Source organism: Paenibacillus arenilitoris (genome assembly GCF_014705655.1).
In the GTDB taxonomy this organism is placed as follows: domain Bacteria; phylum Bacillota; class Bacilli; order Paenibacillales; family Paenibacillaceae; genus Pristimantibacillus; species Pristimantibacillus arenilitoris.
This window is the reverse complement of record NZ_JACXIY010000012.1, coordinates 64,309-89,419: the sequence shown is the minus strand read 5'-3', so window position 1 is coordinate 89,419 and position 25,111 is coordinate 64,309. Positions and strand designations below refer to the sequence as shown.

The 25,111-nt window shown below is 53.7% G+C and carries 19 protein-coding genes; 7 read left to right on the top strand and 12 right to left on the bottom strand.

Annotated features, from left to right (window positions below):
* Nucleotides 1–86 precede the first annotated feature (86 nt).
* The 5 genes from IDH41_RS09530 (at nucleotide 87) to IDH41_RS09510 (ending at nucleotide 6,185) form a co-directional block, all read left to right on the top strand.
* Entirely contained in the window at nucleotides 87–1,064 is a 978-nt protein-coding gene (locus tag IDH41_RS09530) for an ABC transporter permease (protein WP_190860606.1), read from the top strand.
* Between the two features lie 16 nt (nucleotides 1,065–1,080).
* Nucleotides 1,081–1,962, top strand: coding sequence for a carbohydrate ABC transporter permease (locus IDH41_RS09525; protein WP_190860419.1), 882 nt, complete (start codon nucleotides 1,081–1,083; stop codon nucleotides 1,960–1,962).
* 65 nt (nucleotides 1,963–2,027) lie between these two features.
* Entirely contained in the window at nucleotides 2,028–3,596 is a 1,569-nt protein-coding gene (locus IDH41_RS09520; protein WP_190860417.1) for an extracellular solute-binding protein, read from the top strand.
* A 100-nt stretch (nucleotides 3,597–3,696) separates the two neighbouring features.
* Complete coding sequence (locus IDH41_RS09515; RefSeq protein ID WP_190860415.1) at nucleotides 3,697–5,442, top strand: sensor histidine kinase; 1,746 nt, start codon at nucleotides 3,697–3,699, stop codon at nucleotides 5,440–5,442.
* Nucleotides 5,439–6,185: a response regulator transcription factor gene (locus IDH41_RS09510; RefSeq protein ID WP_190860413.1), complete on the top strand. Its 747-nt coding sequence runs from the start codon at nucleotides 5,439–5,441 to the stop codon at nucleotides 6,183–6,185. The genes IDH41_RS09515 and IDH41_RS09510 overlap by 4 nt, the downstream gene beginning before the upstream one ends.
* Nucleotides 6,186–6,446: 261 nt before the next feature.
* Here the strand turns inward: IDH41_RS09510 and IDH41_RS09505 are convergent, their stop codons facing one another.
* The 4 genes from IDH41_RS09505 to IDH41_RS09490 all read right to left on the bottom strand — a co-directional run bounded on the left by IDH41_RS09505 (nucleotide 6,447) and on the right by IDH41_RS09490 (nucleotide 10,825).
* Nucleotides 6,447–7,115, bottom strand: coding sequence for a DNA alkylation repair protein (locus IDH41_RS09505; protein ID WP_190860411.1), 669 nt, complete (start codon nucleotides 7,113–7,115; stop codon nucleotides 6,447–6,449).
* A gap of 207 nt (nucleotides 7,116–7,322) precedes the next feature.
* Nucleotides 7,323–7,850 (bottom strand): histidine phosphatase family protein, encoded by a 528-nt coding sequence (locus IDH41_RS09500; RefSeq protein WP_190860409.1) that lies wholly within the window; start codon nucleotides 7,848–7,850, stop codon nucleotides 7,323–7,325.
* 223 nt (nucleotides 7,851–8,073) lie between these two features.
* Complete coding sequence (locus IDH41_RS09495) at nucleotides 8,074–9,768, bottom strand: M3 family oligoendopeptidase (RefSeq protein WP_190860407.1); 1,695 nt, start codon at nucleotides 9,766–9,768, stop codon at nucleotides 8,074–8,076.
* A gap of 178 nt (nucleotides 9,769–9,946) precedes the next feature.
* Nucleotides 9,947–10,825, bottom strand: a complete 879-nt coding sequence (locus IDH41_RS09490) for a sigma-70 family RNA polymerase sigma factor (RefSeq protein WP_190860405.1) — start codon at nucleotides 10,823–10,825, stop codon at nucleotides 9,947–9,949.
* 222 nt (nucleotides 10,826–11,047) lie between these two features.
* On the opposite strand from IDH41_RS09490, the gene IDH41_RS09485 reads away from it, so the two are divergent.
* Nucleotides 11,048–11,473, top strand: coding sequence for a VOC family protein (locus IDH41_RS09485; RefSeq protein ID WP_190860403.1), 426 nt, complete (start codon nucleotides 11,048–11,050; stop codon nucleotides 11,471–11,473).
* Nucleotides 11,474–11,635: 162 nt separating this feature from the next.
* On the opposite strand, the gene IDH41_RS09480 is transcribed toward IDH41_RS09485, so the two are convergent.
* The 7 genes from IDH41_RS09480 to IDH41_RS09450 all read right to left on the bottom strand — a co-directional run bounded on the left by IDH41_RS09480 (nucleotide 11,636) and on the right by IDH41_RS09450 (nucleotide 22,055).
* The gene (locus IDH41_RS09480; RefSeq protein WP_190860401.1) at nucleotides 11,636–13,258 is read right to left on the bottom strand and encodes an ABC transporter substrate-binding protein; all 1,623 of its coding nucleotides are present in this window, start codon (nucleotides 13,256–13,258) and stop codon (nucleotides 11,636–11,638) included.
* 74 nt (nucleotides 13,259–13,332) lie between these two features.
* Entirely contained in the window at nucleotides 13,333–14,244 is a 912-nt protein-coding gene (locus IDH41_RS09475; RefSeq protein ID WP_190860399.1) for a carbohydrate ABC transporter permease, read from the bottom strand.
* A 12-nt stretch (nucleotides 14,245–14,256) separates the two neighbouring features.
* Nucleotides 14,257–15,222 carry an ABC transporter permease gene (locus IDH41_RS09470; RefSeq protein WP_190860397.1) on the bottom strand — a complete coding sequence of 322 codons (966 nt, stop codon included), beginning with the start codon at nucleotides 15,220–15,222 and terminating at the stop codon, nucleotides 14,257–14,259.
* 25 nt (nucleotides 15,223–15,247) lie between these two features.
* The gene (locus tag IDH41_RS09465) at nucleotides 15,248–18,043 is read right to left on the bottom strand and encodes a beta-galactosidase (protein WP_190860395.1); all 2,796 of its coding nucleotides are present in this window, start codon (nucleotides 18,041–18,043) and stop codon (nucleotides 15,248–15,250) included.
* Nucleotides 18,044–18,330: 287 nt separating this feature from the next.
* Complete coding sequence (locus IDH41_RS09460) at nucleotides 18,331–19,383, bottom strand: LacI family DNA-binding transcriptional regulator (protein ID WP_190860393.1); 1,053 nt, start codon at nucleotides 19,381–19,383, stop codon at nucleotides 18,331–18,333.
* A gap of 360 nt (nucleotides 19,384–19,743) precedes the next feature.
* Nucleotides 19,744–19,998 carry a hypothetical protein gene (locus tag IDH41_RS09455; protein WP_190860391.1) on the bottom strand — a complete coding sequence of 85 codons (255 nt, stop codon included), beginning with the start codon at nucleotides 19,996–19,998 and terminating at the stop codon, nucleotides 19,744–19,746.
* 122 nt (nucleotides 19,999–20,120) lie between these two features.
* Nucleotides 20,121–22,055 (bottom strand): glycoside hydrolase family 127 protein, encoded by a 1,935-nt coding sequence (locus IDH41_RS09450; protein WP_190860389.1) that lies wholly within the window; start codon nucleotides 22,053–22,055, stop codon nucleotides 20,121–20,123.
* A 121-nt stretch (nucleotides 22,056–22,176) separates the two neighbouring features.
* Here IDH41_RS09450 and IDH41_RS09445 point away from each other — a divergent pair, with 121 nt between their 5' ends.
* Complete coding sequence (locus IDH41_RS09445; protein ID WP_190860387.1) at nucleotides 22,177–23,028, top strand: helix-turn-helix domain-containing protein; 852 nt, start codon at nucleotides 22,177–22,179, stop codon at nucleotides 23,026–23,028.
* A 535-nt stretch (nucleotides 23,029–23,563) separates the two neighbouring features.
* Here the strand turns inward: IDH41_RS09445 and IDH41_RS09440 are convergent.
* Nucleotides 23,564–25,051 carry an FGGY-family carbohydrate kinase gene (locus IDH41_RS09440; RefSeq protein WP_190860385.1) on the bottom strand — a complete coding sequence of 496 codons (1,488 nt, stop codon included), beginning with the start codon at nucleotides 25,049–25,051 and terminating at the stop codon, nucleotides 23,564–23,566.
* Nucleotides 25,052–25,111: the final 60 nt, after the last annotated feature.

The window sequence follows — 25,111 nt, the reverse complement described above, 5'->3', positions numbered from 1 at the left end:
TCAAAAATGACAACGCTTTCTTAAGAATGTCGTCTATCTGGGTGCTGTCCCGAACATATAGACTTGTAGCAAAGGAGGATTATCGCATGAATATGGATTCACGAGCAATGGAAGCGGTTAATTCGGAGCAAGGTCGAATCTGGAAGCGGTTTAAAAAGCAATGGATGCTTCATTTGTTTGTTGGTATCGGGATGATTTTTCTCATTGTTTTCTCGTATACGCCAATGTTCGGCATTATCATGGCCTTCAAGAATTACACGATATCCGAAGGAATTATTGGGATTTTCACCAGCGAATGGGTCGGACTCAAGCATTTCGACGAGTTTATTAACGACTACCAATTCGGCACGATTGTCAGGAATACGTTGGCCTTAAGCCTTCTTAAAGTGTTGTTCACCTTCCCGGCTCCGATCTTGCTGGCGATTCTGCTCAACGAAGTCAAAAACGGGGCATTTAAGCGATTCGCGCAAACCGTCAGTTACCTGCCCCATTTCATCTCATGGGTTGTCGTCGTCGGCATTTCATTCGCCTTCTTGTCCACCGATATCGGACTTGTAAATAAAGCGCTACTGAGACTTGGACTTATCGACATGCCGCTTGACATACTTACAAACCCCGACTATTTCTGGGGGCTGGCCGTTGGTAGCGCCGTGTGGAAGGAGATGGGATGGTGGACCATTATATTCCTGGCGGCCATTACGGGCATTAACCCGTCGCTTTACGAAGCGGCGAAGATAGACGGGGCGGGGAGGCTGGCTCGGATTCGTCACATTACGCTTCCCGGCATGCAAGGCACGATTGTCGTTGTTCTCATCCTTACGATTGGAAGCATCCTAGGCGGCGGGTTGGTCGGCTCCAATTTCGAACAAGCTTTTCTGTTCGGAAACAGCATCAACAATCCTACCTCCGAAATCGTACAGACATATGCGTTCAAGGTCGGCCTGAAAGACGGAAGGTTCTCCTATGCGGCAGCCATCGATTTAATTCAGTCCGTCATCTCCGTCGCGCTGATTTTCTCCAGTAACTACATTGCCAAACGAATTTCGGGCTCTGGCCTGTTTTAGAAAAGGAGATCCATCGATGAATGTAAGTCAAAGGAAAAAGGATCTTGTCATGGACAGCGTTGTTACCGTCATCTTGTTGGTCATCATGCTGGCCATGCTGTACCCGTTTTATTATGTCTTGATTCTCTCGTTTAACAAAGGTACCGATTCGCTTCTCGGAGGCATATATTTCTGGCCCCGGAACGTGACGTTCGAGAACTATGCCGCATTTTTGAACGATCCGCAATGGTATAAGGCGTTCCTGGTGACGGTGGTCCGCACGATATCCGGCTCCGCGCTGGGCGTGCTGCTTACGTGCCTTGTTGCATATGGACTTTCGCATCGTGAGCTTTTGTTTAGCAAGTTTTATTTTACTATGATTATTTTCGCTATGTATTTCTCCGGCGGTCTGATTCCTTACTACGTAGTGCTGCGTTCCGTCGGGCTGCTGAATTCATTTGGGGTCTACATTATCCCGTCCATGCTAAGTACGTTCTTCCTGCTGATCGCCATTTCGTTCTTCCGTGAAATACCGGGGGAGCTGAAAGAATCCGCGTATATGGACGGAGCGAATGAATTTGTTACCTTCTATCGCATCATCCTCCCGGTTTCGATGCCGCTCATCGCTACGATGGCGCTATTCATGGGCGTTGGCCAATGGAATTCCTGGGTGGACTCCGCTTATTTTGTTCAATCCGACAATTTGCGGACGCTTGCTTACCGGATGATGGAGGTCATAAACAAAAGCAATGCGCCGATGGATGCTGTCGGTGCCGCCAACAGCGCATCGTCCGGCGTCACCAGTTATTCCCTGCAGCTATCCGCCATGGTGGTCTCAATCGCACCGATCGTTTGCGTGTATCCGTTCCTGCAGCGGTTTTTCATACATGGCATTATGCTTGGCTCCGTCAAGGGCTGATGCCGCCGGCTTGTTATTAAAGCTTTTTGCTTTAATATATAATACAAATCATAGGAGGGGTTGTTTTGAATCAAGGCAAGTTTAAAAAGACTCTGACGGCATCTGTAGCGGTTATTCTAGTATTGTCATTGCTGTCGGCATGCAGCGGCAACGGCGCGAACAGCGGTAACCCGCAAGCGTCCGACTCCGGCGGCGGATCGGCGAAGGGGGGAGAAATCGAAGAGCTGTCGTTATTTATCGACATGCCATGGTATCCGGTCCGGGAATGGAAAGGTCCGGTAGCGGAAAAAATAACCGAAATGACGGGAGTTAAATTAAACGTGACGGTCGCAACGGATGACAAACAGCTTCCACTGATGATTGCTTCCGGCGATTTGCCGGATCTCATTTTTACTTATGCCCAAATTGATCGCCTGTCCGATTCCAAATTGTCGTATCCCTGGAATGAATTAATCGAAAAGTACGCGCCGGACTTTAAAATCGACGACACGAGAATCGGAATTCACACGATGGATGACGGCCATTTCTACACGGTGCGGAACTCTTTCGCCACGCAAGCGGAATTGGAGCAGAACAAATACGCGGTCGGCAGCGACGGCAACCCCGGCATTGCCGTGAGGGAAGACATCCTGAAGGAGCTTGGAAATCCTACGATCGCCTCGTTGGAGGATTTCACGAACGTTTTGGCCATGGTCAAGGAGAAGTATCCCGATACGGTACCGCTCGTGATGGACAAAAACTGGATCGAACAATATTTTATCATTCAGTTTGGCATCGATGCTTACTTTGAGAATTGGTACGAACAGGACGGAAAGATCGAATATTACCTCAAGCATCCCAAAATGCTAGATTTCTTCAAATTCATGAACAGCCTTTATCGCAACGGCTATATACAAGCCGAGAACTTCGCTCATGCCAATGACTTGATCGACGATCAATATGCGACGAGCGGCAAAGCGTTCGCCCACAGTCAAACGGTAAGCACGGCGGACAAGGACAACATCGCCATTAATAACGACGGAGGAGATTTCTCCTTCAAAATGCTGCCTACGGCATTATCGAAAGATGCGAAGGTCGTAGGCACGGGGCTTGGCTTCGCCGGAACCTTCATTACCAAAAACAACAAAAATCCAGAGAAGTCTATCCAATTTTTGCAGTACCTAGCAAGCGATGAGGGCAAAAAATTGACTATGTTCGGGGTTGAAGGCGAGCATTGGACTTGGAATGAGGAAGGTTATCCAAACCTAAAATATGATCCGTCCGACGCTGATTTCGTAAATAGCAACGGAATCAAGTGGTGGTACCTCTACAACGATGGCATCACAGAGGGGATGCTGGGATATAAACCAGGTACGCAAACGACTCAGGCATTGATGGAGCTAAAAGAAATCAAAACCTCCAAACCAGCCGTCGGTATGATCCAAACGAAGCCGGATTCTTCGGAGAAAACGATCAAGACAAAGATAGACGATATGATCAGGAACGAGAAGGTAAAAATTTATTTGGCGAAAACCGAGGAGGAAGCCGTGCAAAACTATGAAGCCTTGGTAAAAAATGCTGAGAATATCGGGCTTCAGAAGTTGACAGACTGGGCGAACCAAACGTATCAGGAGAAAAAGGATTTGCTGAAGTAATGTCCGATTAGCTGGTAGAGGCGCATAGGCGCCTCTATTGGTATTTTTGCAAGAACACGGGAACGCTTACCGCGCCGTCATCAGGAGGAGTTCGAACGTCATGAGCATCGTACTCAAAATGATATGGGGATATGTCGTTTTGATTCTAATCCCGATGATTGCCCTTGGAAGTTATATGTACTCGTTCATATACGACAATCTGTCGCAGCAATTTGTAGAAAGCCGTCAAAAAATATTGGAACAAGCATACGCCAACATGAAAGCGGATCTGACCCGAATAGCATCGGTGCATCGGGTGCTGCAATACAACCCCTACGTCACCGCTTATTTGGACGGAGAATACCATTCCGACAAGGAAAGCGTTTATGCTTATCTTCGCTATATCAGTCCCGCTTTCACCCAGTCGATGTTTGCTAATCAGGAAATCAGCTCGCTGATGATCTACAAAATGAAAGATCACGTGATGCCCATTCCAGAGCAGTTTCTTGAAGTATCCAGCATGGATCCGGAAGTGGGGAACATTGTCCGATCGCTGAAGCCAGGGAGCGGCCAATGGACGATTCTTTATCGGAACGATAATCAATCCGAGCTTGTTTATTTGCAAAGCCTCTATAATACGTTGATTACGGAAAAGATCGGTATCCTGCAGATTCACGCCGGAGACGAGTTGTTGAGGAAATTTTACCAAGCGGCTGGCGTAGAAGGCAATTGGAGGGCTTACCTGCTATCGGAGACGGGGAATTCGCTGCTTACCGACGAAAAATTATTAAAAGAAGTCAAGCCAATATTACGGCTGGTGAATTCGAATCCGCAGACCTCTTCTTTCATTGATCGAAAAACGATAGTTAACCAAATGTACCTGGAAGAGTTGGATGTTCGCGTCGTTATTGTCGGACAAATCAGCGATGTATTTCACGCAATCAGAGAAAAGGAAATGGTTATCGTGGCCGTGATTGTGGGGCTCTTGACCATATTTTCGGTATCCTATTACTTTTTGGCTTCGTTCATAGCCAAACGAATTCTTCAGATGGCAAGGCATATGCGCTCCGTCAACGACGGGAATTTGAAGCCTATGATCGTAAAATTAGAAAGACCTGGCAAACAAGACGAAATCGGTTTCCTGATCGTCACGTACAATAACATGATTGATCGCATGGAGAAATTAATTAATAACGTGCACCGGGCGGAGCTGCGAAATAAAGAAGCAGCCTATAGGGTACTACAGGCGCAGATTAAGCCGCATTTCCTGTACAATACGCTGGAAACGATCCGAATGCTCGCCGAAACGAACAATGACAAGGAGGTTGCCGATATTTCGTTCTGGTTCGGCAAGCTGATGCGTTACAGCCTTACCACCGGGAAGGATGTGACGATGCTGGACAAAGAAATAGAGATCATTCGTTTTTATTTGAATATTCACAAGAAACGTCTGCAGGAACGACTGACTTACGACTTTGCGGTTATGTTAGACGCTAGTAGCATGCCATGTCCTAAATTTATTTTGCAACCTCTCATTGAGAACTGTATCGTCCACAGCGTCTCGAATGTTCTGCGGCACGTTCGAATCCGAATGGAGGCCTATGAGGAGATGGAAGAGGTACGGATTGTCATTTCAGACAATGGGGTAGGGATTCCTCCGGAGAGACTGAGGGAGATACGAAGCAGGCTGGACGCTTGCGACGCCGGCATTCCACAAGAAGGTGAAAGCGGTTGGGGGCTCTACAACGTTGCAGCCAGAGTCAAATCGTTTTATGGCGGATCATCGCGGCTCGAAATCGAAAGCGAACTCGGCAAAGGCACGGTATTTACTCTATATTTGACAAGAAGGACGGTGAACGCAGGATGAAGATTCTCATTGTGGACGACGAGCCATTGATTCTGGGCGGATTGGTGAAAGTCGTTAAGGAAGTCGCACCGGTCTGTACGGAAGTGCAGACTGCGGGACACGCGAGAGAAGCAATCGAGAAGATGAAGTCCTATATGCCGGACGTGATGATCACGGATCTTCATATGCCGGAGCAAAACGGCTTCCAGCTCATTGAGGAGGCCAGGGAAAGCGGACTTTGCGACCGTTTCATTATTCTGACGGGTTACGACGAATTCGAATATGTTCGCAGGGCATTGCGTTGCGGCGTCATCGATTATTTGCTAAAGCCGATAGATAGGGACGAAATTGCCATTCTGCTTAATCGTGTTCGGGAAGAACTGCCAAGTGCCGCCGCAACGGAATCCGAGTATCGGCATCATGCCCAAAAAATACTTTCTTATATGGAGGAGAACTTTATGGAGGATATTTCCTTGGACAAGCTGGCCGATCTCGTGAATCTTCATCCGAATTACATTAGCAGCTTATTCAAAAAAGAAACGGGCTCGAACTTTGTCAATTATTTGCACGAGATACGCATTCGCGAGGCAAAGAAGCTGCTGGAGAGCGAGCAGTATTTGACCATCAGCCTGATCGGTCAGCAGGTTGGCTACGAGGACAAACATTACTTTTCGAAAGTGTTCAAGAAATACACAGGCAGAACACCGGGAAGCTATAGGGGAATCGCAGAAGGCGTGGAGACGGAAGACAGCCTCGATGAATAAGGCGAATTAAGGAGTAATGTGACGTGATCAGTTGTTTGTCACGTATGCTCTGATCATTGTATTGGTTGCCGCCATTCATGAATGCGCTTTCTATTTCGATGAGTCGAAGCAAATTACTATACCGGAGGTCATTTCGATATGGAGAAAACATATGCAGCGGTCAGGCGCGCAGCATTTCCCACCTCTTTGGCTTCTTGTCCCAACCTCTTCTTGGTCCCTTAATACCCGGCAGCCTGTCTTCATGGAGCTATCGAAAGGTAACTAATTATTATGTCGTTTGTTAACTTCAATCGCAATGAACTCCGGCAAATAATTGGGAGTACATCCCTTTGATACCATTTCATCTTTATAAAGACCCGTTTTCTCACCAAGTTTAATACAACGTGCTCGATTCTTTTGATCATAAACGCCTATCCAGCCTGCGGTGAAATTCATAGCCCATTGTACTTCCGGTTCTTCCAGCGTAATATTAGCTTCAATTGCAGATAGTAAGTCTTCGGTGTTATCAGGCGGTGTTTGTCCAGTCCATCTCAATCGTGCTTGATAATACCAGAAAACTCGCCTTTGAAGAGCAGAAGGGCTATTTTCCCATGACTCCATCCATGCAATTGTCTCCTTGTCCTTGGTGAGCTGATTAGCCATTAACCAATCCATTAAGTTATTTCGCTCATCAAATGTGTGAATCTGCATATCCTTATCAAGCTTATTTAGCACATCTTCTGAAAGAAGTTTTTTGTCCATAATTAAGATTGCCAATAGTCTGGGCAAAAACTCTTCGGTTGACCAAAGCTCCATAGCTAGTTCGTGATCTATTTTAATGTCCTTCGCGATTTTTCGTAAGTCGCCAAGCTTAGTTTTACTATTGATTTGTGGCAGAATGTTTTCTGCTTTTGAAGAACGTTTTATTTCTGTACCTTTATTTTCATTCATTTTAAACAACTCCTTTATTAAAGCGCTGTTCCATAATATGTCCTCAGATTCGACTGTTTCGAACGAAATCCCTCCTTGATAACAATATTACCGCATTATGGGGGTTACCCTCATCGCCCTTTTAACTATTCTCCCGTTAGCGTAATGAAAAAGGAGCAGCTGTGAACTATCGTCTCCCGATAGCTCAATGGGGTCTTCGGTCTCTCTTCAATGAAATTTATATATTTTATATTGACCATTATCTGATGAATACCTTAAAACATTGCCATCCTTCGGAATACCTTCAAAATAAGAACCGATACAGCCTGTTGTACACCTATGACCAGATAGCAAAATATTAACATTTTTCGTTCCATACTCATCCTTAAGTTGATTCATAAATTCAAAAATTCTCTTTATAAAGGTATTTATATCTTCAACACCTCTATATACACTGGAATCAGGAACTACTCCAGCCATCTTTACTTCGCCTCTTTTCAGAGTGTCAGCCTCGCCTAAGTCAAATACATCAAGTCTATTATCAATTATCGCTTTCATACCTGTTGCTATCTCAGATGTTTGAATAGCTCTTTCTTGAGGTGATGAATAAACCTTATCAAATTTAATGTCATTAAGACTTTCTCTTAGAGACTTAGCTTGCGCCATTCCATGTTCATTTAATTGCAGTCCGTGTCTTCCCTGAAGCCTTCCTTCTTTGTTCAGATCTGTTTGCCCATGTCTTACAACGTATATCACTCAATTACCTCCCACGTATCAGCCAGCAAATAAAATAGTAAGATTGATATAACAATACCACAAAATGGGAACCTGTAATGGCGACATTGACACGTTAACCTGCCAGATTTTCCATTTCCTTATTTTCTTCCGACACAATAAACCGGCGGCGATCCGGGACTTAACGGTCCCAGACTGCCGCCGGTACTATTAGCAGCGTCCGGCTGCGATTGATCTAAACGCCTTACAGCGACTTGTCGTCCACGCCGTCCAGCCACGCTTCGATGGTGCCGATGACGGAGGCGACGCAGCCGTCTTCGAACGGCGAGTTCAGGCCGGCCGCGCTTGCGAGCTCCGTGAAGGAGAGGCTGCCGCCGAGACGGCATAGGCCGAGGTAATCGTTCCATGCGGCTTCGCGGTCTTCGCGGGACTTCTTCCAGAATTGGAACGCGCAAAGCTGCGCCAGCGTGTAGTCGATGTAATAGAACGGCGAATTGAAAATATGTCCCTGCTTGTGCCAGAAGCCGCCTGCCGCCAAGTACGCGTTGTCCGCGTAATCGCGATGAGGGAGGTATTTCTTCTCGATCTCGCGCCACGCCTGCTTCCGCTCGGCCGGCGTCGCGTCCGGATTCGCATAGACGTAATGCTGGAATTCGTCCACGGTGACGCCGTACGGAATGAAGATGAGCGAGCTGGCGAGGTGGTCGAACCGGTATTTGTCCGCGTCCTCCTTGAAGAACAGCTCCATCCACGGCCAAGTCAGAAACTCCATGCTCATGGAATGGATCTCGCACGCTTCGTACGTCGGGAAGGCATATTCCGGCACCGCGTAGCCGCGGCTCTCGTACACCTGGAACGCATGCCCCGCCTCGTGCGTCAGCACGTCGATATCGCCGGAGGTGCCGTTGAAGTTGGAGAAAATGTAAGGCGCCTTGTGCTCGCTAATATACGTGCAGTAACCGCCGCCTTGCTTGCCCTTCTTGGCGACGAGGTCCATCAGCTCGTTGTCCTGCATGAAGCGGAAGAACGCGTCCGTCTCCGGCGACAGCTCCGCGTACATCTTCGCTCCCCCGGCCACGATCCAGTCCGGATCGCCCTTCGGCGTCGCGTTGCCGGACAGGAAAGCGAGGTTCTCGTCGTAATAGAGCAGCTGCTCGACCTCGATGCGGCTCCGCTGACGTTCCTTGAGCTTCGTCGCGACCGGCACGATATGGTCCCGCACCTGTGCCCGGAAATTCGCGACCATGCCCGCGTCGTAGTCGGTCCGGCTCATGCGGGCGTAGCCGAGCTCGACGAAGTTGTCGAAGCCGAGCTTCTTCGCGATGCGCGTGCGCACTTTGACCAGATCGTCGTAGATGCGGTCGAGGGTCGCTTCGTTCTCCGCCATGAAGCCGGAGGACGCTTCGGCTGCGCGTCTGCGCATATCCCGGTCGGTCGATTGCTGGAACGGACCGAGCTGCGCGAGCGTGCGCTCTTCGCCTTCGAACGGAATTTTCGCGGAAGCGATCAGCTTCGTATATTCCGTCGTCAATTTGTTCTCCTGCTGGAGGTCCTCGATCACCGCCGGGCTGAACGTTCTCAGCGACAGCTCGGCGAGCCGGAACAGCTGACGTCCCCACTTGGCCTCGAGCTCGGAACGGAATTGCGAGCCGACCAGCGCCCGGTAATAGTCCGTCACGAATTCCTGCACGACCGGGCCGTTCTCGTCGAAGAAGTCCTGCTCGGTTTTGTAAAATTCGTCGGTCGTATCGATGGAGTGGCGAATGCTCGCGATCGTCTGCATCGTGTCGAACTCGCTGCGGAGCTTGTTCATGCCCGCCATCGCCGCGTCCTGCTCCTCGTAGCTTCCCGCCGCGGCGAACGTACCTAGCAGTCCTTTGAATTTCTCCTCGAACGCCTTCACGTCCGGCCTCTCGTATGTATAATCGCTAAATCTCATACACTATGCACCGCCTTCCGCTTATTAAGGCCGAAGCGCGCTTGCCAAAGCCATGTGCCGGGTTCATTTGCCGCATCCGGCGGCAAACCGGGCGCTGGGCCGACATGCGCGCAGCCATGCTTCCATTATACCCCATTCCCTGCGGACCTGGTTAATGAGTTCACCGGCCGCCGGCCCATCAACCACTCAATTCCGCCAAGTCGAGCTGGCGAATCCGCGATTGTTCGGCCGTCATGTCGATCTCGGCGATCTTGCCGTCCACGATTTTGAGCTCGAGCACGAACAGCATTTGACCGCGGGGAGCGACGACCACGCCCACGGTTCCGTTCACGAGCACCGTGCGCGCGCCCTGGGCGCGACCGGCGAAGCCCTTCGCCACGGCTTCCGCGCCGTGAACGACCGGCCATGCCGCGACAGGCGGAAAGGCAGGGTCTTGCCGGAGCACCACATCGGGATCCAATACCTCGAGCAGCTTCCCGAAATCCCCGGAACGCGACGCGGCAAGGAAGGCATCGACAAGCTCCCGCTTTCGTTTGAACTCCTCCGAAGCCGCAATCGCTTTCGCTCCCTGAATCCGGCGGCGCGCACGGCTCGCGAGTTGTCTGGCCGCAACCTCGTTGCGCCCGATGATCGGGGAGATTTCCGAGAATGACACGGCGAAAATATCATGCAATACGAACGAGACGCGTTCGGCGGGGTTTAAATTTCCAAGAACCATCAGCATGGCAAGACCGACAGCGTCGGACAACAACGTTTCGTGCTCGGGATCGCTTTCGTCCTGGCGGCTATTCGCCGGTTCGGGTATGTTGTCCAGCGTAAGCTCCTCGCGCCGCGATTTACGGGTTCGCAGCATATCCAGACACACCCTGGAGACGATCGTCGTCAGCCATCCCCCCATATTCTCGACCTTGGCGGCATCGGTGCGGCTAAGCCGGATCCATGACTCCTGGACGGCGTCGTCCGCTTCGCTTGCGGATCCGAGCATCCGGTAAGCGACCGATTGCAGGTGATTTCGATGAGCCTCGAATTGTTCCGCAAGCCGATTCCTATCGTTCATGCATCCTATTCCTTTCTTCAGATCCCTTTTCCTTATATGTCGTACGAATCCCGACAAACGTGACAACGGAAAGAGCGAAACTTAAACTTTTTTAAAAAAATTTCGCCGCATCCGTCACGTTTCCTCCCCGGCTTGCGACATAGCAAGTGAACAAGGGAAACCGGAGCAAGCGAACCATGCTGAAGGCGTCCCGAAAAAAATGATACTGAGGAGTTGGTTATGGTGAGTACGATTTTGATCCCTTTTCTTGAAATGAACGGATCAGCCAGGGAAGCGATCGAGTTATACGTGAAGGCGCTGGATGCCAAGGTCGCCTATATGCTGCGATTCGGCGACATGCCGGAAAGTCCCGAAGCTCCGCTGCCGCCGGAGAAGAGGAACTGGATTAATTACGCCGTCTTGAAAATCGGCGATTCGGAGCTGCAAATTTCCGATCACGTCACCGGAAGCCGCTACGAGAAGGGGACGCAAATAACGATCGTCGTTCAAACCGACGACAAGGATCAAGCTGCCCGATATTTTGATGTCTTGAAACAAGACGGTCAAGTGAACGAGCCGCTGCAAGCCAGCTTCTTCAGCCCCGCTTACGGCAATGTCACGGATAAATTCGGCGTCACATTCCGAATCCTTGCAAAAGGCCGTCAATAAGGCCAAGTGTAAACGGCTGACGCTACGCACGAACCGCTAGCTGCATCTTGCGCAGCTCGGTTCTGTGCCGGCCTTTGGCGGCATAAGCTCGTTTCGCGATAAAAAAATGAAGCCGCCCCCAGCCATCGTCCATGGCTATGAGGGCAGCTTCGTTAATCGCGGTTACCCTTCGATCAGCTTCTTGTACTCATCCAGCTGGCGCTGCAGCTCGGCAAGCACTTTGTCGTAGCCGGCCGTCTTCAGCTTGCTGCGGAATTCCTCGACGGCCGCGGCCGGATCGCCCGCCTTGCCGTACGTGATCGCGGGACCCATCTCGCCGGTCACCTGCGTCATCGCGGTCAGCTCCGCCTCGACCGGCGTTTTGTCGAAGACGAATTGGCCGTACGGATACGGTTTTTTGATTTGATCGTATTCGGCGTAGAGCGTTTCTTCGAGCTGATCCCAAGTCGTCGCGCTCGGAATTTCGAATTTGTCTACGCGGCCGCCCCAGAAGTCGGCATAGAAGCCATGCTTCGCATCGTCGTAGCCCTCGGGCTGGACGCGCTTGCCGTCTTTGATTTCGTATTGAACGCCTTCGATGCCGTAGTTGATCAGGTGGTAAATTTCTTCGTCGTTGCGGATCAGATCGTAAGCCATAAGGGCGCGTTCCGGATTTTTGCTGTGCGCGCCGACGGAAGTGCCGCCGTGCGTGATGGACAGCTCCAGCAGGTTGTTGCCGCCGGTGCGGTTGAACGGGAACATTTGAAGCTCGGAGTTCGGCTGGTCTTTGTCCATCTGCACGCGCAGGCCGCCGAACGTTTGCGTATGGTGCTGGTCGAGACCCGACAGTCCGGCGCGCAGCGATGCGCGGTTGTCGTTCTTGTTGTTCAGCACGTCCTCGCGCCAGTAGCCTTTGTCCGCCCAATCCTTCATCATCGTCGCGAAATCCACGAACGTCTCTTCGAATACCGGGCTTGTGACCGTGAACTTCTCGTCGTACGACTTCGTCGTGAATACCGGCAGGTAGCCCGTCGAAATCGGAAGGTCCAGGTTATCGGTGTACGATTGCACGAAGCCGCCGAACGTGCTCGTCTGGGCGACGGCATCCCACGGAACGACATCCGGTTTGTTGTCTTTCACATATTGCAGGTACTGGCCGATGCCTTCCCAATCCTTGATCGGCTCGGTAATGCCGGCTTCCTTCGCCCAATCGCCGCGGTAGAAGAAGCCGTGGTTGACCCATTGCGTATAATCGTTCTCCGGAATAAGGACGATTTGGTCTTTGTATTTGCTCTCCGCCCAGTCTTCCTCGGGAATCGAATTCCAGGTCTGCGGCGCGTACTTCGGCAGCAGCTCGTCAAGCGGCATGAACGCCCCGCGCTGCGCGTTGCCCCAAGTATCCAGCCAGTCGGTTCCGATCGTAATCAGATCGATCGGCTCGCCGGACGCGAGCAGAAGGTTGTACTTCGTTTGCCAATCCGCCCACTCGACCCATTTCCACTCCAGCTCGGCGTTGATTTTTTCCTTCATCTTCTTGTTCACTTCGGCCAGCACGGTCTCGAACTGGCCGTTCGTCGGCTTGTTCCCCAGCACGACGTAGCTGATTTTGACGAACTTGGACGTGTCGACCTCTCCCGCGTCGCCCTCCGCGTTCGTGCCGCCCGAATTGCCGGACCCGCCGTTCGCGGCCGTTCCGCCGTTGCCGACGTTGCTGCCGTTCCCGCCGTTATTGCCCGAACAAGCGGCTAGTGCGATAACCGTCATCACTGCGATCAGCAAAGCCGAAACCCGTTTGAACTTGGACATTTGCGTGTCTCCCCTTTGTTTTCATGAATCGGGCGTTGCCCGTTATGTGAAGAGGCCGCTAGGCCCCAGACACATCAGCCTTTGACGGCGCCTACCGTAATCCCTTTGATGAAATACCGCTGCACGAACGGATAGAACAAAATAACGGGACCGGTCGCGACGACCGCGGTCGCCATCTTCATCGATTCGAGCGGCATGTCGCGCAGCTCCACGTTCGAGGCGGCCGAGGAATTGCGGATGAAGTCGGCGCTCGTTACGACGTTGTACAAGAACAGCTGCAGCGGACGGTATTCCATGTCCGGGGACAGGAACAGCATCGAATTGTACCATTCGTTCCAGTACCCGAGCGCGATGAACAAGCCGATCGTCGCGAGCGCGGGCGTCGTCATCGGGAGGATGAGCTTCATGAAAATCGTGAAGTCGCCGGCGCCGTCGATTTTCGCGGATTCGGTAATTGCGTGCGGGATGGAGCGAACGAAGCTTTTCATCATAATGATCAGAAACGGGCTGAGCAGCCCCGGCAGCAGCACGGCCAAATAATTGTCCTTCAGGCTCAAGTACTGCGTCATGAGCAGATAGAACGGCACGAGTCCGCCGGAGAACAGCGTGGTGAAGTAAATGAAGAACGAAATGCCGTTGCGGTACCCGAAGTCCGGCCGTTGGAGCGCGTAGCCGGTCATCGCGACGATGAACAGCCCCGCGGCCGTGCCGACGATCGTGATCGCCATCGTGACGATGTACGACCCGATCATGAGATCCGGGTTTTCGAATACGATTTTGTAAGCGAACGTGCTGAATTCGCGCGGCCAGAAATTAAAGCCGAACTTCTTGATCGACGCCTCCGCCGTGAACGAGGTGCCGAGGACGAGCAGGAAGGGCAGCAGGCAGCAGATCGCGAAGATCGAGATGAACAGATAGCCGAACGCTTTGACGGCGATGCCGCTCGCGTCGTTGCGGATGCTCCGGGATTCCCCTGTATTTTCCAATGTCGACACCTCCTAGAATAACGAGTTTTCGGGCGAAGCCTTGCGCACGAGCCAGTTGGCCGTAATGACGATGATGAAGCCGAATACCGATTGATAGAGGCTCACCGCGCTGCCGATCGAGAAGTTGAAGTTCGTCATGAGCGAGCGGAACACGTACGTCTCGATAATGTCCGTCGTCGCGTACAAGGCGGTGTTGTTCGCCCCGACGAGGTTGAAGAACAGCCCGAAATTCCCTTTCAGAATGCCGCCGAGCGAGAACAGCATCAGGATGATGAAGGTCGGCTTCAGCCACGGAATAATAATGTAAACGATGCGCTGGAACGCGTTGGCCCCGTCGATCTCCGACGCCTCGATGATTTCGTTGTCCAGCCCCATGATGGCCGCGAAATAAACGATGGATCCGTAGCCGGTCGACTGCCACAAAAACGTGAGCACGATGATGAACGGCCAGATGTTCGGGTTGGAGTACGTCTTCACGGGCTCCATGCCGAGCGATTCCAGCACGGTGTTCAAGTAGCCGTAGTCGTAGCTCAAAATATTATAGGCGATGAGGCCGATCAGGACGGCGGATATAAAATGCGGCAAAAACATGATCGTCTGCGTAACCTTCTTGAACCACTTCTTGCGGATTTCGTTCAGCAGGATGGCGACCATGATCTGCAGCACGTTGCCGAGCACGATGAAGACCAGGTTATAGGCGACGGTATTGAACGAAAGCCGCCACAGGTCCCCGTTGATGACGAGAAACCGGAAGTTGTCGAAGGCGACGAACGGGCTTTTGAAGATGCCGTCCGAGTAGTTGTAATTAATGAAGGCCAAGTACAGGCCTGGCATCGGCAAATAAGCGAATATGATGAAAAACGCGATCGCCGGCAAACACATGAGAAGAAGCGTCCGGTTATTCCAGAACCGTCTTGCTCTTCCGCTACTGACGCGCTGCGGCTTCGTTTCCTGCGCGATTTCGGCAATGGCAGCCATTCTCATCCCTCCTAGTCATGATGGGCTAGACCGATACGAACCGAATCGATTCCAGCGTTCCCTGCTTGCCCGGGTCGACCGCCTCGAGCAAAATCGAGAGAGCCGCCTTCCCGTCCGCGTACCATACGCCCGGCAGGTAGAAGGAATCCGGGCTGCCGCCCGTCACGACGGGCCGGTTCGATTCGCAAGGCAGCCATAGCCGGCCGACGATCCTCCCTTCCATGAACGCGGTCAGCTTAAGACCGGAGCCGCTCACCTTCGCACGCCAGCCGCTTCCTTGCTCCGAGTTCACCGTGCGGGCTTGCAGCCAAGCCGTCTCGCCCGCCTGCAGCGTCACGGGGAAATTTGCCTGAACCGCTGCGTCCCGATGCGACTTCGCATGTTCAAGGAGCGCTTCCTCCTCCGCGCCGCTTATCGTCCAGCCCTCCGCTTCGACGCCCTCGTACAACGTCACCCGACCTGCCGGCAAGCCGAGCACGCGCTCCAGAAATACCGTCAGCCGAACCGTCTCGCCTGCCGTCACGTAAGGCGTTATGTCCACGTAAGGGTCGAACGGATGGACCGCGCCGACTTCCTCTCCGTTCACGAACAGTCTCGCGAGCGACCCCAATCCTTGAAAATGCAGCGTCCACGAGCTTGCGTCCTCCGACGCCGCGAACGATTTCCGGTAATATTCGAAGGCGGGATGATCGGGCGACATCCAGCCGCCGAAGCCTACGACCGGCCACAGGCCGTCATCGGCCGGTTCGATATGCTCCTTCCGCAGCGTCCGGTCCTTCGCGCGATAAAGACTCCAGTTCCGGCTAAGCTCCCGCACCTCCGTAACGGCCGCCATTCCCCTCAGCCCTTTCATCGCATTCAGGCGAAGGGCAGGGAGCCGAATGTCGTCGAAGTTCGAATGGCCCCAAATTTCCGTCCTTGCAACCAACCGGCCGTTCGCCGGCTCTTCGCCAAGCGGGATATAGGCGGTTCCGCCTCCCGGGGTAACCGTTCCGGCGTATTCGCCTCCCGCATACAGCGACACCGCGTCGCTGCCCTGCCGGATCAGCACGCCTTTCACCGACCGGCCTTCCGGCACCCGGACAGCCGCTTCGTACCAGGCATAGCCCCGGTAAATGCCCTCGCGCTCCAAATAATCCGCCTTATCCCTGCTTATCCGCTCGTTCGGAGCCGTCATCGGCTCCGAAGCTTCGAACCCGCCGAGCGTCCAATCCGCGGCCGCCTCCTCGGACGGTAGGTCCGGATAGCGGAGAGCCTCGCCGATCCGAGCATCTCCGTTCTCGTCCAAACCTTCCATGTGAAGCGCTTTCAATCGGTCGTGGATAAGCAGCTTCAATCGGCGTCCGGTTGGGTCTTGGATGACGCAGGCAGCGTCCGTCTGCCCGTCGAAGCGGACGATAACGGTTCCGTCCTGCCCGCTTACCGCCGCTTGTTCCGCCGAGACCTCTACCGGCCCGCCGAACTTCAGGCCGATCTCTCCCCGGCCTTCCGTATGCAGCGCAAGCACCGTTCCGCCCGCCGTCTCCTCCGCCATATAGAGCTCGGCGGTCGAATATTCGAGCACGCCTTCCCAGCCCCATTGGATAAGCGGCACTTGCGAAGGGAGCGTTAAGGAGCGGCCGGCCCGCAGCGTGAACGAAACGGAGACGCTCGCATTCGCATCCGATGCCGGCGCGATCGCCGCTTCTTTGTCCCGATCCTCCAAATTCGTAACGAACAGCAGGCTGCCGCCCGTCTTCAACCGCAGCGCGAACGGCCCCGCCGAATTAACGGCGTCCCCCTCAAGCGTCCAGACGGTATCCTCCTCCGCCGCCGCTTCCGCAAGCGAGGCGCCGTAGGCTTCGATCAACCGGCCGAGAAGACGGCCCTCGTACGCCTCCTCCCGAATATGGCCTTCCGGCGAGATCATGCCCCCGAAATCGTAATCGGAAGCCATAAATGCCAGCGGCTTGCCCCAATTGTTCGTCGCGTTCGTGAAGCCGAAGTCCGTTCCGGATGCTTGCAGGTACGGGCCCAGCAGCTTGGCGCCGCAGGACAGCAGCCGCCGGAGCAAATAATGCGCGCGGTTCGTCTCCGTCACGAGCAGCGGATAGCCTCGCTCCGCAAGCGTTCTCCGGTAATGCAGCACCTTCTCCTCGAATTCCGGGTCCCGGTCGTCGGGATAGAAGTTGCAGGTCGGCATCACGCCGTCCGCAAGTCCCGATGCTTGAGGCAATCCGCCCTGTCCGGCGCAGGCGAACAGCGGAACGGCAATGCCGCGGGCGAGCGCCATGTCGCGCAGCGCCGCAATGTAGCCCGGCGGATCGTCGCAGCCGTAGAAGTCCAGCTCGTTGTCGAGCTGCACGGCGATGACCGATCCGCCCTCGCCCTCCTGATAAGCCTTCAGAATCGGCAAAATCCGGTCGAACCAGCTTGCGACCGCGCCGAGAAAGGCGGGATCGTTGTCGCGCAGCTTCATGTCCTCCTTCGCGAGCAGGTAGGCCGGGAGCGCGCCGCCGTCCCATTCCGAGCAAATGTACGGGCCGGGTCTGGCAACGACCCAAAGCCCCGTTTCCTTCGCCGTATCCAGGAAGGCCGCAACGTCGCGCTCGCCGTCGAAATCCCATTCCCCTTCCCGGCGTTCATGGTAGTTCCAAGGGAAATACACGTCGATGCTGTTATAGCCGAACGCCTTCAGCTGGAGCATCCTCTCCTTCCACAGCCTGCGCGGTATCCGGAAATAGAACAGCGAGGCGCACAGCAGAATGTGCGGCTTGCCGTGTATGCGTACCGCGTCCGAATCGAATTGTACGACCGTCTTCGGCCTCGTTTCCATGCTCATGTCGATTCCTCCGAATAAAAGGATAGATAAGCTCGAATAGTGTAACCCGTTTCATGAAACCCGTTACATTTCGGCAAAAAAATAAATACACTCTAGCGACCGATGCAAATAGCTCTTGCTTTCTGTTACGGTAATCTGTCGTGTATTTTGTGCTTTGAATCGTATGGCGCGTTTACGGTTGCGAAATGAAACGGGTTACATTTGAATCGCCGCCAACCGGCAATGTTTTGACAATTTGATTGTATTCAACGTTGTAAGCGTTGTCAATAATAAAATTTTTGACCCGGCTAATTTCTGCTCGGGCAAGCCGTAGTCTCGCGGACGATCAGCTCGGGTCTGATTTTCGTGTTTTTGTTCACTTTGTTCTTCGTAATCATCTGGTGCAGCAGCTCCGCCGCACCTTTGCCGACGTCGTAGCATTTCAAGGAAACGGTCGTCAGCTCCGGAATGCTGTTGGACGCGTACGGAATATCGTCGAATCCGACGAGCGACAGGTCCTGCGGTACGCGCAGCCCGGCTTTGCTGGCCGCCTTCATCGCCCCGATCGCGACGAGATCGTTAGCGCAAAAGATGGCCGTCGGCCGCTCCGGCAGCTCAAGCAACCGGTTCAGGAACGCCTTGCCGCTTTCCACGGAAAATCCGCCGTCGAGCATCCATTCCTTCTTCGCCTGCAGGCCGTTTTTCTCCATCGTCCGAACAAAGCCTTGAATGCGCTGGAGGGTATTGGACATTTTCTTGAAGCCGCCGGCGAAGGCGATGTCGCGATGGCCCAGATCGATCAAATGCTGCGTCGCCAGCTCGGCGCCTTCACGCTCGTCCGCGTAAATGCGGGTCATGCTCTCGCCGGGCAAGCTGCCGTTAATGAGCAGCAGCGGCACGCGCTTGCTCGCTTCCGCGACCTCGCTCACCAGCTCCCGCTCCGGCTTCGCCAGATTGATCCGGCCGCCGATCATGACGATTCCGTCTACCTGCTTTTCCATCAAAATGTTCAAATATTGCGATTCGCGCACGTACTGCTCCACGGAATCCCCGTTCGTCGACACCGTATCGCATAGGAAGAACGTGTACCCTTTGCTTCTCGCCTCCTGGTCCAGCCCGGCAAGCACCTCGGGAAAAAACGGGTTCGTAATGTCCGGCAAAATGACGCCGATCATCCCGGTCTCCTTCTTGAACAAGCTTCTGGCCAGCGCGTTCGGCTGGAACTGGTACTTGTGGATGAGCTCCAGCACCTTCTCCCTCGTCGACTTTTTCACCGGGGCCGTGTTGTTGATGACGCGCGACACCGTGGCTACTGAGACGTTCGCTTCCCTTGCAATATCATAGACAGTAACCGGTTTCATCGTTGCTCCTCCTCAGCCCGTAAAATGCGTACTTCAGTAGAATAACAGACTTTAGTAGAAATGGAAACGAGGACTCGCGTGCGTATTTCGGGCCGGAATGAACGGCGGCGGGAAACCGGCTGCTTCGGTGTGAGTTTCAAATATTGAAATTAATCGCAGGATTTCCGACTGGAATGGCGGTATAGTTTCAGTTTTTGAGATTAATAGGCGCGGGGCAAGGGGGATGGCGAGGATATGGGGCGAGTAGGTGCAAATTTTGAAACTATTAGTGGATAAGGAGCGGCGATCGGAGGTTTAGTTTCAAATTTTGACACTAGTCGAGGCGGATGCTTTTGTCATGATTCGGCGCGATGCCGGCGGTTACTTGGAGATCGGGCGACAAGGAGTGTCAGCCTCCGTAACAAGCCGACATTGATTTTTTTCCCGGTTGTAATCGGCTTTAGAAATGAGGGAGACCACCGTATGTTTGCTGACTCCATCAAGATCAAGAATGCTCCGCGTTAACTTGAACCCGGATTCGATGTAAACGTAAGCCTCGCAGGTAAAGCTAAAAGGGATAAGCGTTGCCGCGGAAAAAAGCAAAAGGATGCGATTTTTCAAGGTCATTCGATCCATACCCGTCCTCCGGTCATTTCCCGATTTCATGTTCATCACCGCCGTACCGGATAAGCCTGAATGGTCCTTGGGAACTCCCAGGGACCTTCAGAACTTTTTTTTTATGCGAAATATTGGAATGATCAATATCGAAGCCAGACGCTCATCTCGCCAGGCTTGCGATTGCCCCATAAATAATAAGGAATCGCCTTGAACCTGACAGGCTTGCTCCGCTTGCCGAGCGGCTGATAGGGCTTATCCGCAGGCCACTCGGATTCGTCCGCCGCCAACCCGTCGCCTTCCACGACGATGCAGCCGCCGAGCAAATCGGATACAAACCGATCCGTTAGGTTCGGTTCCTCGGCCAATGAAATGGAAGCAAGCGGCGCTCCGTTATCCGTCTCTTCCACGCAGTACACGAGCGGTCCGCGTTGAATGGCTGCTTTGCCGGCATTGGCCCGGATTAACGGGTTGGCTGCGATCAGCTTCGATTCAAGCGGCAACAGCCATTCCAACGTATCGCCGTCCGACCAATCCCGTTCAAGCTTGGCGTATCCGTTCTCCACGCGATAGGCGTGCTCTGCTCCGTTAACTTTCAGCACGGGAAGACCCTTTTGGAACCAGTCGGGGATTCGCAGCGCAAGCTCAAACGCGGCGTTAGCCTTGTCCGAAACCGAGATCGCAAATTCGACTCTGCCGCTCCAAGGCAATTCGGATCTCTGACGCAGCGTCACCTTGCGGTTCGCGGTCTCGAAGCCGAGCTCGCTGCCAATAAACAGATGAGTATAAACCGTCTTGCCATGATCGGACACATCATAAATGTAATCGTTCAGCGAGCTTAGCAACCGGGCAACGTTCGGCGGGCAGCAGGAGCAGCCGAACCACTTCTGGCGAACGGGCTTCACGTGGAACCTGTCCGGATTTTTGCTGCTTGCGTCCGGCCACACTTCAAGCGGATTCACATAGAAGAAATGCTTGCCGTCCCTGGACATGCTTCCGAGCACGTTGTTGTACAACGCTCTTTCCATCACATCCGCGTAATCGCTCTTCGCTTCAATCCTCAGCATCCTGCGCGCCCAAAAAATCAGACCGATCGAAGCGCAGGTTTCCGCATATACCGTATCGTTGGGCAAATCGTAGTCGAACGTAAACGCTTCGCCAAGATGAGTCGAACCGATCCCTCCGGTAATGTACATCTGCTTGCGGGTCGTATTGTCCCATAGTCTCTCGCAAGCTTCGCGCAGCTTGTCGTCGCCGGTCAGCAGCGCCAGATCGGCCATGGCCGTGTACATGTAAACAGCTCGAACGGAATGGCCGACAGCCGCGGTTTGATCGCGTACGGGAAGATGGCTCTGATACACCTCGAGATTGGGCATGCCTTGCGACCAAATGCTCGTCCTGCCGCGGCGCTCCCATTCTCCAATGAAATAGTTGGGCTTGCTTCCCCGTTCGTCGATGAAGTAGCTGCTCAGGTTCAAATAACGTTCTTCTCCCGTCGCCTTGTACAGCTTCACCAGCGCAAGCTCGATCTCTTGATGTCCGCAATACGCCCGGATTTGGCCCGGCTCCTCTCCAAAGAGACGATCGATCAGATCGGCGAAGCGGCAAGCCATGTCCAGCAGCTTGCGCTTGCCCGTGCTTTGGTAATAGGCGACCGCGGCTTCGATCAGATGGCCTGCGCAATAAAGCTCATGCGCTTCGTAGAGATTCGTCCATTGCTTTCCCGGTTCTTTGATCGAAAAATAAGTATTCAAGTACCCGTTCTCATGCTGGGCTTGTCCGATCAGGTCGATGGCGCCGTCTGCCGTCTTCTCCAGCTCGGGATCGGGATAATGACGAAGCGTGTAGGCGACCGCTTCCAACCATTTGTAGAGATCGCTGTCTTGAAATATCCAGCCTCCGAACTCCCCTTCCTCCAGCCCCGCGGCAATCCGGAAATTTCGAATGGCGTGGCTGGGCTCCGCTCCCTCAATCCGATCATTCAAAGCTTCCCATTGATAAGGAATGACGGTCTGACGCACCAATTCCGTATAATCTTGCCAGAAGTCGTCCCGAATATAGGTTTGCGTGTTCTCCATTTGGAATATCCTCCTATAGAAATTGACTCTTGGTAAAATCAATTATATGCTGTGGGATAGCGGTTAAATAGAAATGGATTGAACCTTTTTTTATAATAAATAACACAATTGGAGGCAGACGATGAGCGAAGATGCGATGATCGAATTAAAGACGCCTCCCTTGCCCTACTATTTGGGTTCGGGTCGCTCAGACTTCCGGGCCGGCGACAATCACACGAATCGAAAAAATCTCGGCCTATACGATTTGTTGATGGTCATTAATGGAGAACTTCATATTGGAGAAAATAATCGGCAATGGACGCTGACGGAGGGAGATACGCTGCTTCTGCTTCCGGACGGGGAGCATTATTCGATTCGGCCTTGCGATCGGGATACGTCGTTTTACTGGGTTCATTTCGAGCATACGGTCAGGCGGGAAAGACTTGTTCAATCCGAATCGGTCAGAGCTCTCTTCTCGTCCCGGCCTTTTATCAATCCTTACACGCTGCGTCTGCCGAAGCAGTCTCGGCTGTCCAACCTTCAAGAGGCATTCGGCCTGATGCAGCAGCTGCTTGATCTGCCGGACGATTCTTTCTTCTGGGAGGAACAACGGCTGCTTGCCCAATTGCTCGCCATGCTGGAAAGCGGGTCAAGCCGCACTCGCTCTGTGGCAGACCGGTTGGCGGAACAAACGGCAGCCTACATTCAAAAGAACTACAAGGAAAAAATCACCAACGAAACGCTATCGGCTGCTTTGCATTTTCACCCCAATTACATCGTTCGTTGTATGAAATCCAAATATGGCCGCACGCCCATCGAGTACTTGCACCATTTCCGGTTGGAGCGGGCGAAACGCCTGCTCGTCACGACGGAATGGTCGATCGAACGGATTGCCGATGAGGTGGGGTTCCGTTATTCGCCTTATTTTTCAGCTTGTTTTAAACAAAGCTTCGGTCTATCTCCACTTAAATTTCGAAGGCAGTATTTGAATTGAGGGAATCGTGCTCTCGGAACGAAATGCGGCTGACTAGGGCTGTCCCTAAAGCAGGTTTGCTAGCAAAATGGACGGTTCGCTTCATCAAAAAAAGGATGTAATCGAAAAAAGGTGATGCTAAGGAGTTATCCTTGCACCACCGATAGCGGGGCTTGGGAAGCTGTCCTTCACCGAATTTCTCGTTTTGACCGATTGCCGCCTTGCCTTCGCAATCTGCGGGCGAGCGAAAGCCATCCGACCTCTAGGCTTACCTTTTCAATTTCAAAAACTGAAACTAAACACGAAAGAAGAATAATTCGTAGACGTTTAGTTTCAAATTTTGAAACTAGTAGCATAATTTCGATAGATGCAGCGCGAGTGGAAACGAATAAATTCAAATATTGAAACTACGGAAGGTGTGAGTGGCGCTAAGAGCAATTTAGTTTCATTTTTTGAAACTAGCACCGTCGTCTCATGGCAATCGAAGCCAGGAAGGGCTGTCTCTCGGGTCGTATCACGGCCTTTGAGACAGCCTCCTTATTAGGAATCCATCCTCTCATGCCCCGGCCAACGCGCGGCAGAACTTCAGAAACTGCCGCTCGTACAGCTCGGCGTACCTGGCATGGCGTTCCGGGTCCGGCTCGAACACCGCTTTCATACGGCCGCCGGCCGCGAAAACCCGGGCCGCCTCTTCGTAAGAGCCGTACAGGCCGAAGCCGACGCCGGCCGTAATCGCGGCGCCCGCGAGCGCGGCCTCCGGAATGTCCGGCGCCTCCAGCGTAATGCCGGACACGTCCGCCTTGATTTGCAGCCAGCGGCGGTTGCGGACCCCTCCGCCCACGACGCGCATCAGGCGGATCGGGCTGCCGGATACCGCTTCCGCGCAGCGGCGGATCGACTCCATTTGATAGGCGCTGCCCTCCAGCACCGCCCGCAGCAGCTCCCCTCGGCCATGGCGCGCCGTAAGGCCGATGAAAGCCGCTTTGGCGTAAGGATCGGGCGTCGGCGCCCCGCATCCCGTCAAATAAGGAAGATAGATGATGCCGCTTGGCGAAGGCGGAGCTTCATCCAGCAGCTCCAAAATTCGTTCGTAGCCGACTTTCTCGTCGCCGAGAATCCCCCTCATCCATTCCACCGATCCTCCGGACGAGGAATGCCCGCCGAGCCAGAACAAATGGCCCGGCACCGGGTGGAACCCATAAGCGAGCCCGGAGGCAAAATCCGCTTTCGTAAGCTCCCTGGCCGCGAACGCGCCAACGACCGTCTCGGCCGTCCCCATCGAGTTGTAAATGCCGCCGTCAAGCGAAGAGCCGACCGCGAGCGAAGCGCACACATGGTCGTGCCCGGCAAGGAACACCGGGACGCCGTCCGGCAGCCCCAGCGCCTCCGCGGCCGATGTCGTCACGCTGCCGGCCGCGGCGCCGGCCGGCACGGCGGGCGGGAACAACGCCTCCTCCAGGCCGAAATGCCGAAGCAGCGGCGCGTCCCAGCGTTTATCCGCCATGCGGAATGCGTAAGTCCTTGCCGCAAGCGTATAATCCTCCGCCAGCCTCCCCGTCAGCCGGTTGGCGATATACGAAGAGACGGACAGCCATACGGCGGAGCGAAGCGCGTCCCCGTTCCTCTCCTTCAGCCACAGCAGCTTGGCCAGGCCGTACTTGAACGAAGGCCGCAATCCCGTCGCGCGGAACCGCTCGAAGGCGTCGACTTCATTCTCGATCGCCTTCGCCTGCTCGAGCGAGCACCGCTCGAACCACGGAACGATCGGCGACCGCGGCTTGCCCGTGCTCCTGTCCGCGAGCAGGCCGCTTTCCGCCATGCTCGCGATGCCGATCGCCCGCACCGTCCGCTTCGGCTCCCCGGCCGCGAGCCGGCGGATCATGGCCGCGACTTCCGTCCATAGCCGTTCGGGGTCGTAATAGGCAAATCCGTCGGCATGCGTTCGGCACTCGTTAGGGCTGCTCGCCTCGGCAAGCAGCCGCCCTCTCTCGTCAAAGAGGCCGGCCTTCATGTTGGTCGTCCCGATATCCAGTCCGATAATCATCCGTTTCCCTCCATCCCCGAAGATGTTTCCGGCCGCGATCAGCCAACGCCGGACAACGCC

Coding starts and splice junctions, on each gene's coding strand:
- IDH41_RS09530 (WP_190860606.1), top strand. CDS start 87: ATGAATATGGATTCACGAGCAATGGAAGCGGTTAATTCGGAGCAAGGT.
- IDH41_RS09525 (WP_190860419.1), top strand. CDS start 1,081: ATGAATGTAAGTCAAAGGAAAAAGGATCTTGTCATGGACAGCGTTGTT.
- IDH41_RS09515 (WP_190860415.1), top strand. CDS start 3,697: ATGAGCATCGTACTCAAAATGATATGGGGATATGTCGTTTTGATTCTA.
- IDH41_RS09510 (WP_190860413.1), top strand. CDS start 5,439: ATGAAGATTCTCATTGTGGACGACGAGCCATTGATTCTGGGCGGATTG.
- IDH41_RS09505 (WP_190860411.1), bottom strand. CDS start 7,115: ATGAATGAAAATAAAGGTACAGAAATAAAACGTTCTTCAAAAGCAGAA.
- IDH41_RS09495 (WP_190860407.1), bottom strand. CDS start 9,768: ATGAGATTTAGCGATTATACATACGAGAGGCCGGACGTGAAGGCGTTC.
- IDH41_RS09490 (WP_190860405.1), bottom strand. CDS start 10,825: ATGAACGATAGGAATCGGCTTGCGGAACAATTCGAGGCTCATCGAAAT.
- IDH41_RS09480 (WP_190860401.1), bottom strand. CDS start 13,258: ATGTCCAAGTTCAAACGGGTTTCGGCTTTGCTGATCGCAGTGATGACG.
- IDH41_RS09470 (WP_190860397.1), bottom strand. CDS start 15,222: ATGGCTGCCATTGCCGAAATCGCGCAGGAAACGAAGCCGCAGCGCGTC.
- IDH41_RS09465 (WP_190860395.1), bottom strand. CDS start 18,043: ATGAGCATGGAAACGAGGCCGAAGACGGTCGTACAATTCGATTCGGAC.
- IDH41_RS09460 (WP_190860393.1), bottom strand. CDS start 19,383: ATGAAACCGGTTACTGTCTATGATATTGCAAGGGAAGCGAACGTCTCA.
- IDH41_RS09455 (WP_190860391.1), bottom strand. CDS start 19,998: ATGGATCGAATGACCTTGAAAAATCGCATCCTTTTGCTTTTTTCCGCG.
- IDH41_RS09450 (WP_190860389.1), bottom strand. CDS start 22,055: ATGGAGAACACGCAAACCTATATTCGGGACGACTTCTGGCAAGATTAT.
- IDH41_RS09445 (WP_190860387.1), top strand. CDS start 22,177: ATGAGCGAAGATGCGATGATCGAATTAAAGACGCCTCCCTTGCCCTAC.
- IDH41_RS09440 (WP_190860385.1), bottom strand. CDS start 25,051: ATGATTATCGGACTGGATATCGGGACGACCAACATGAAGGCCGGCCTC.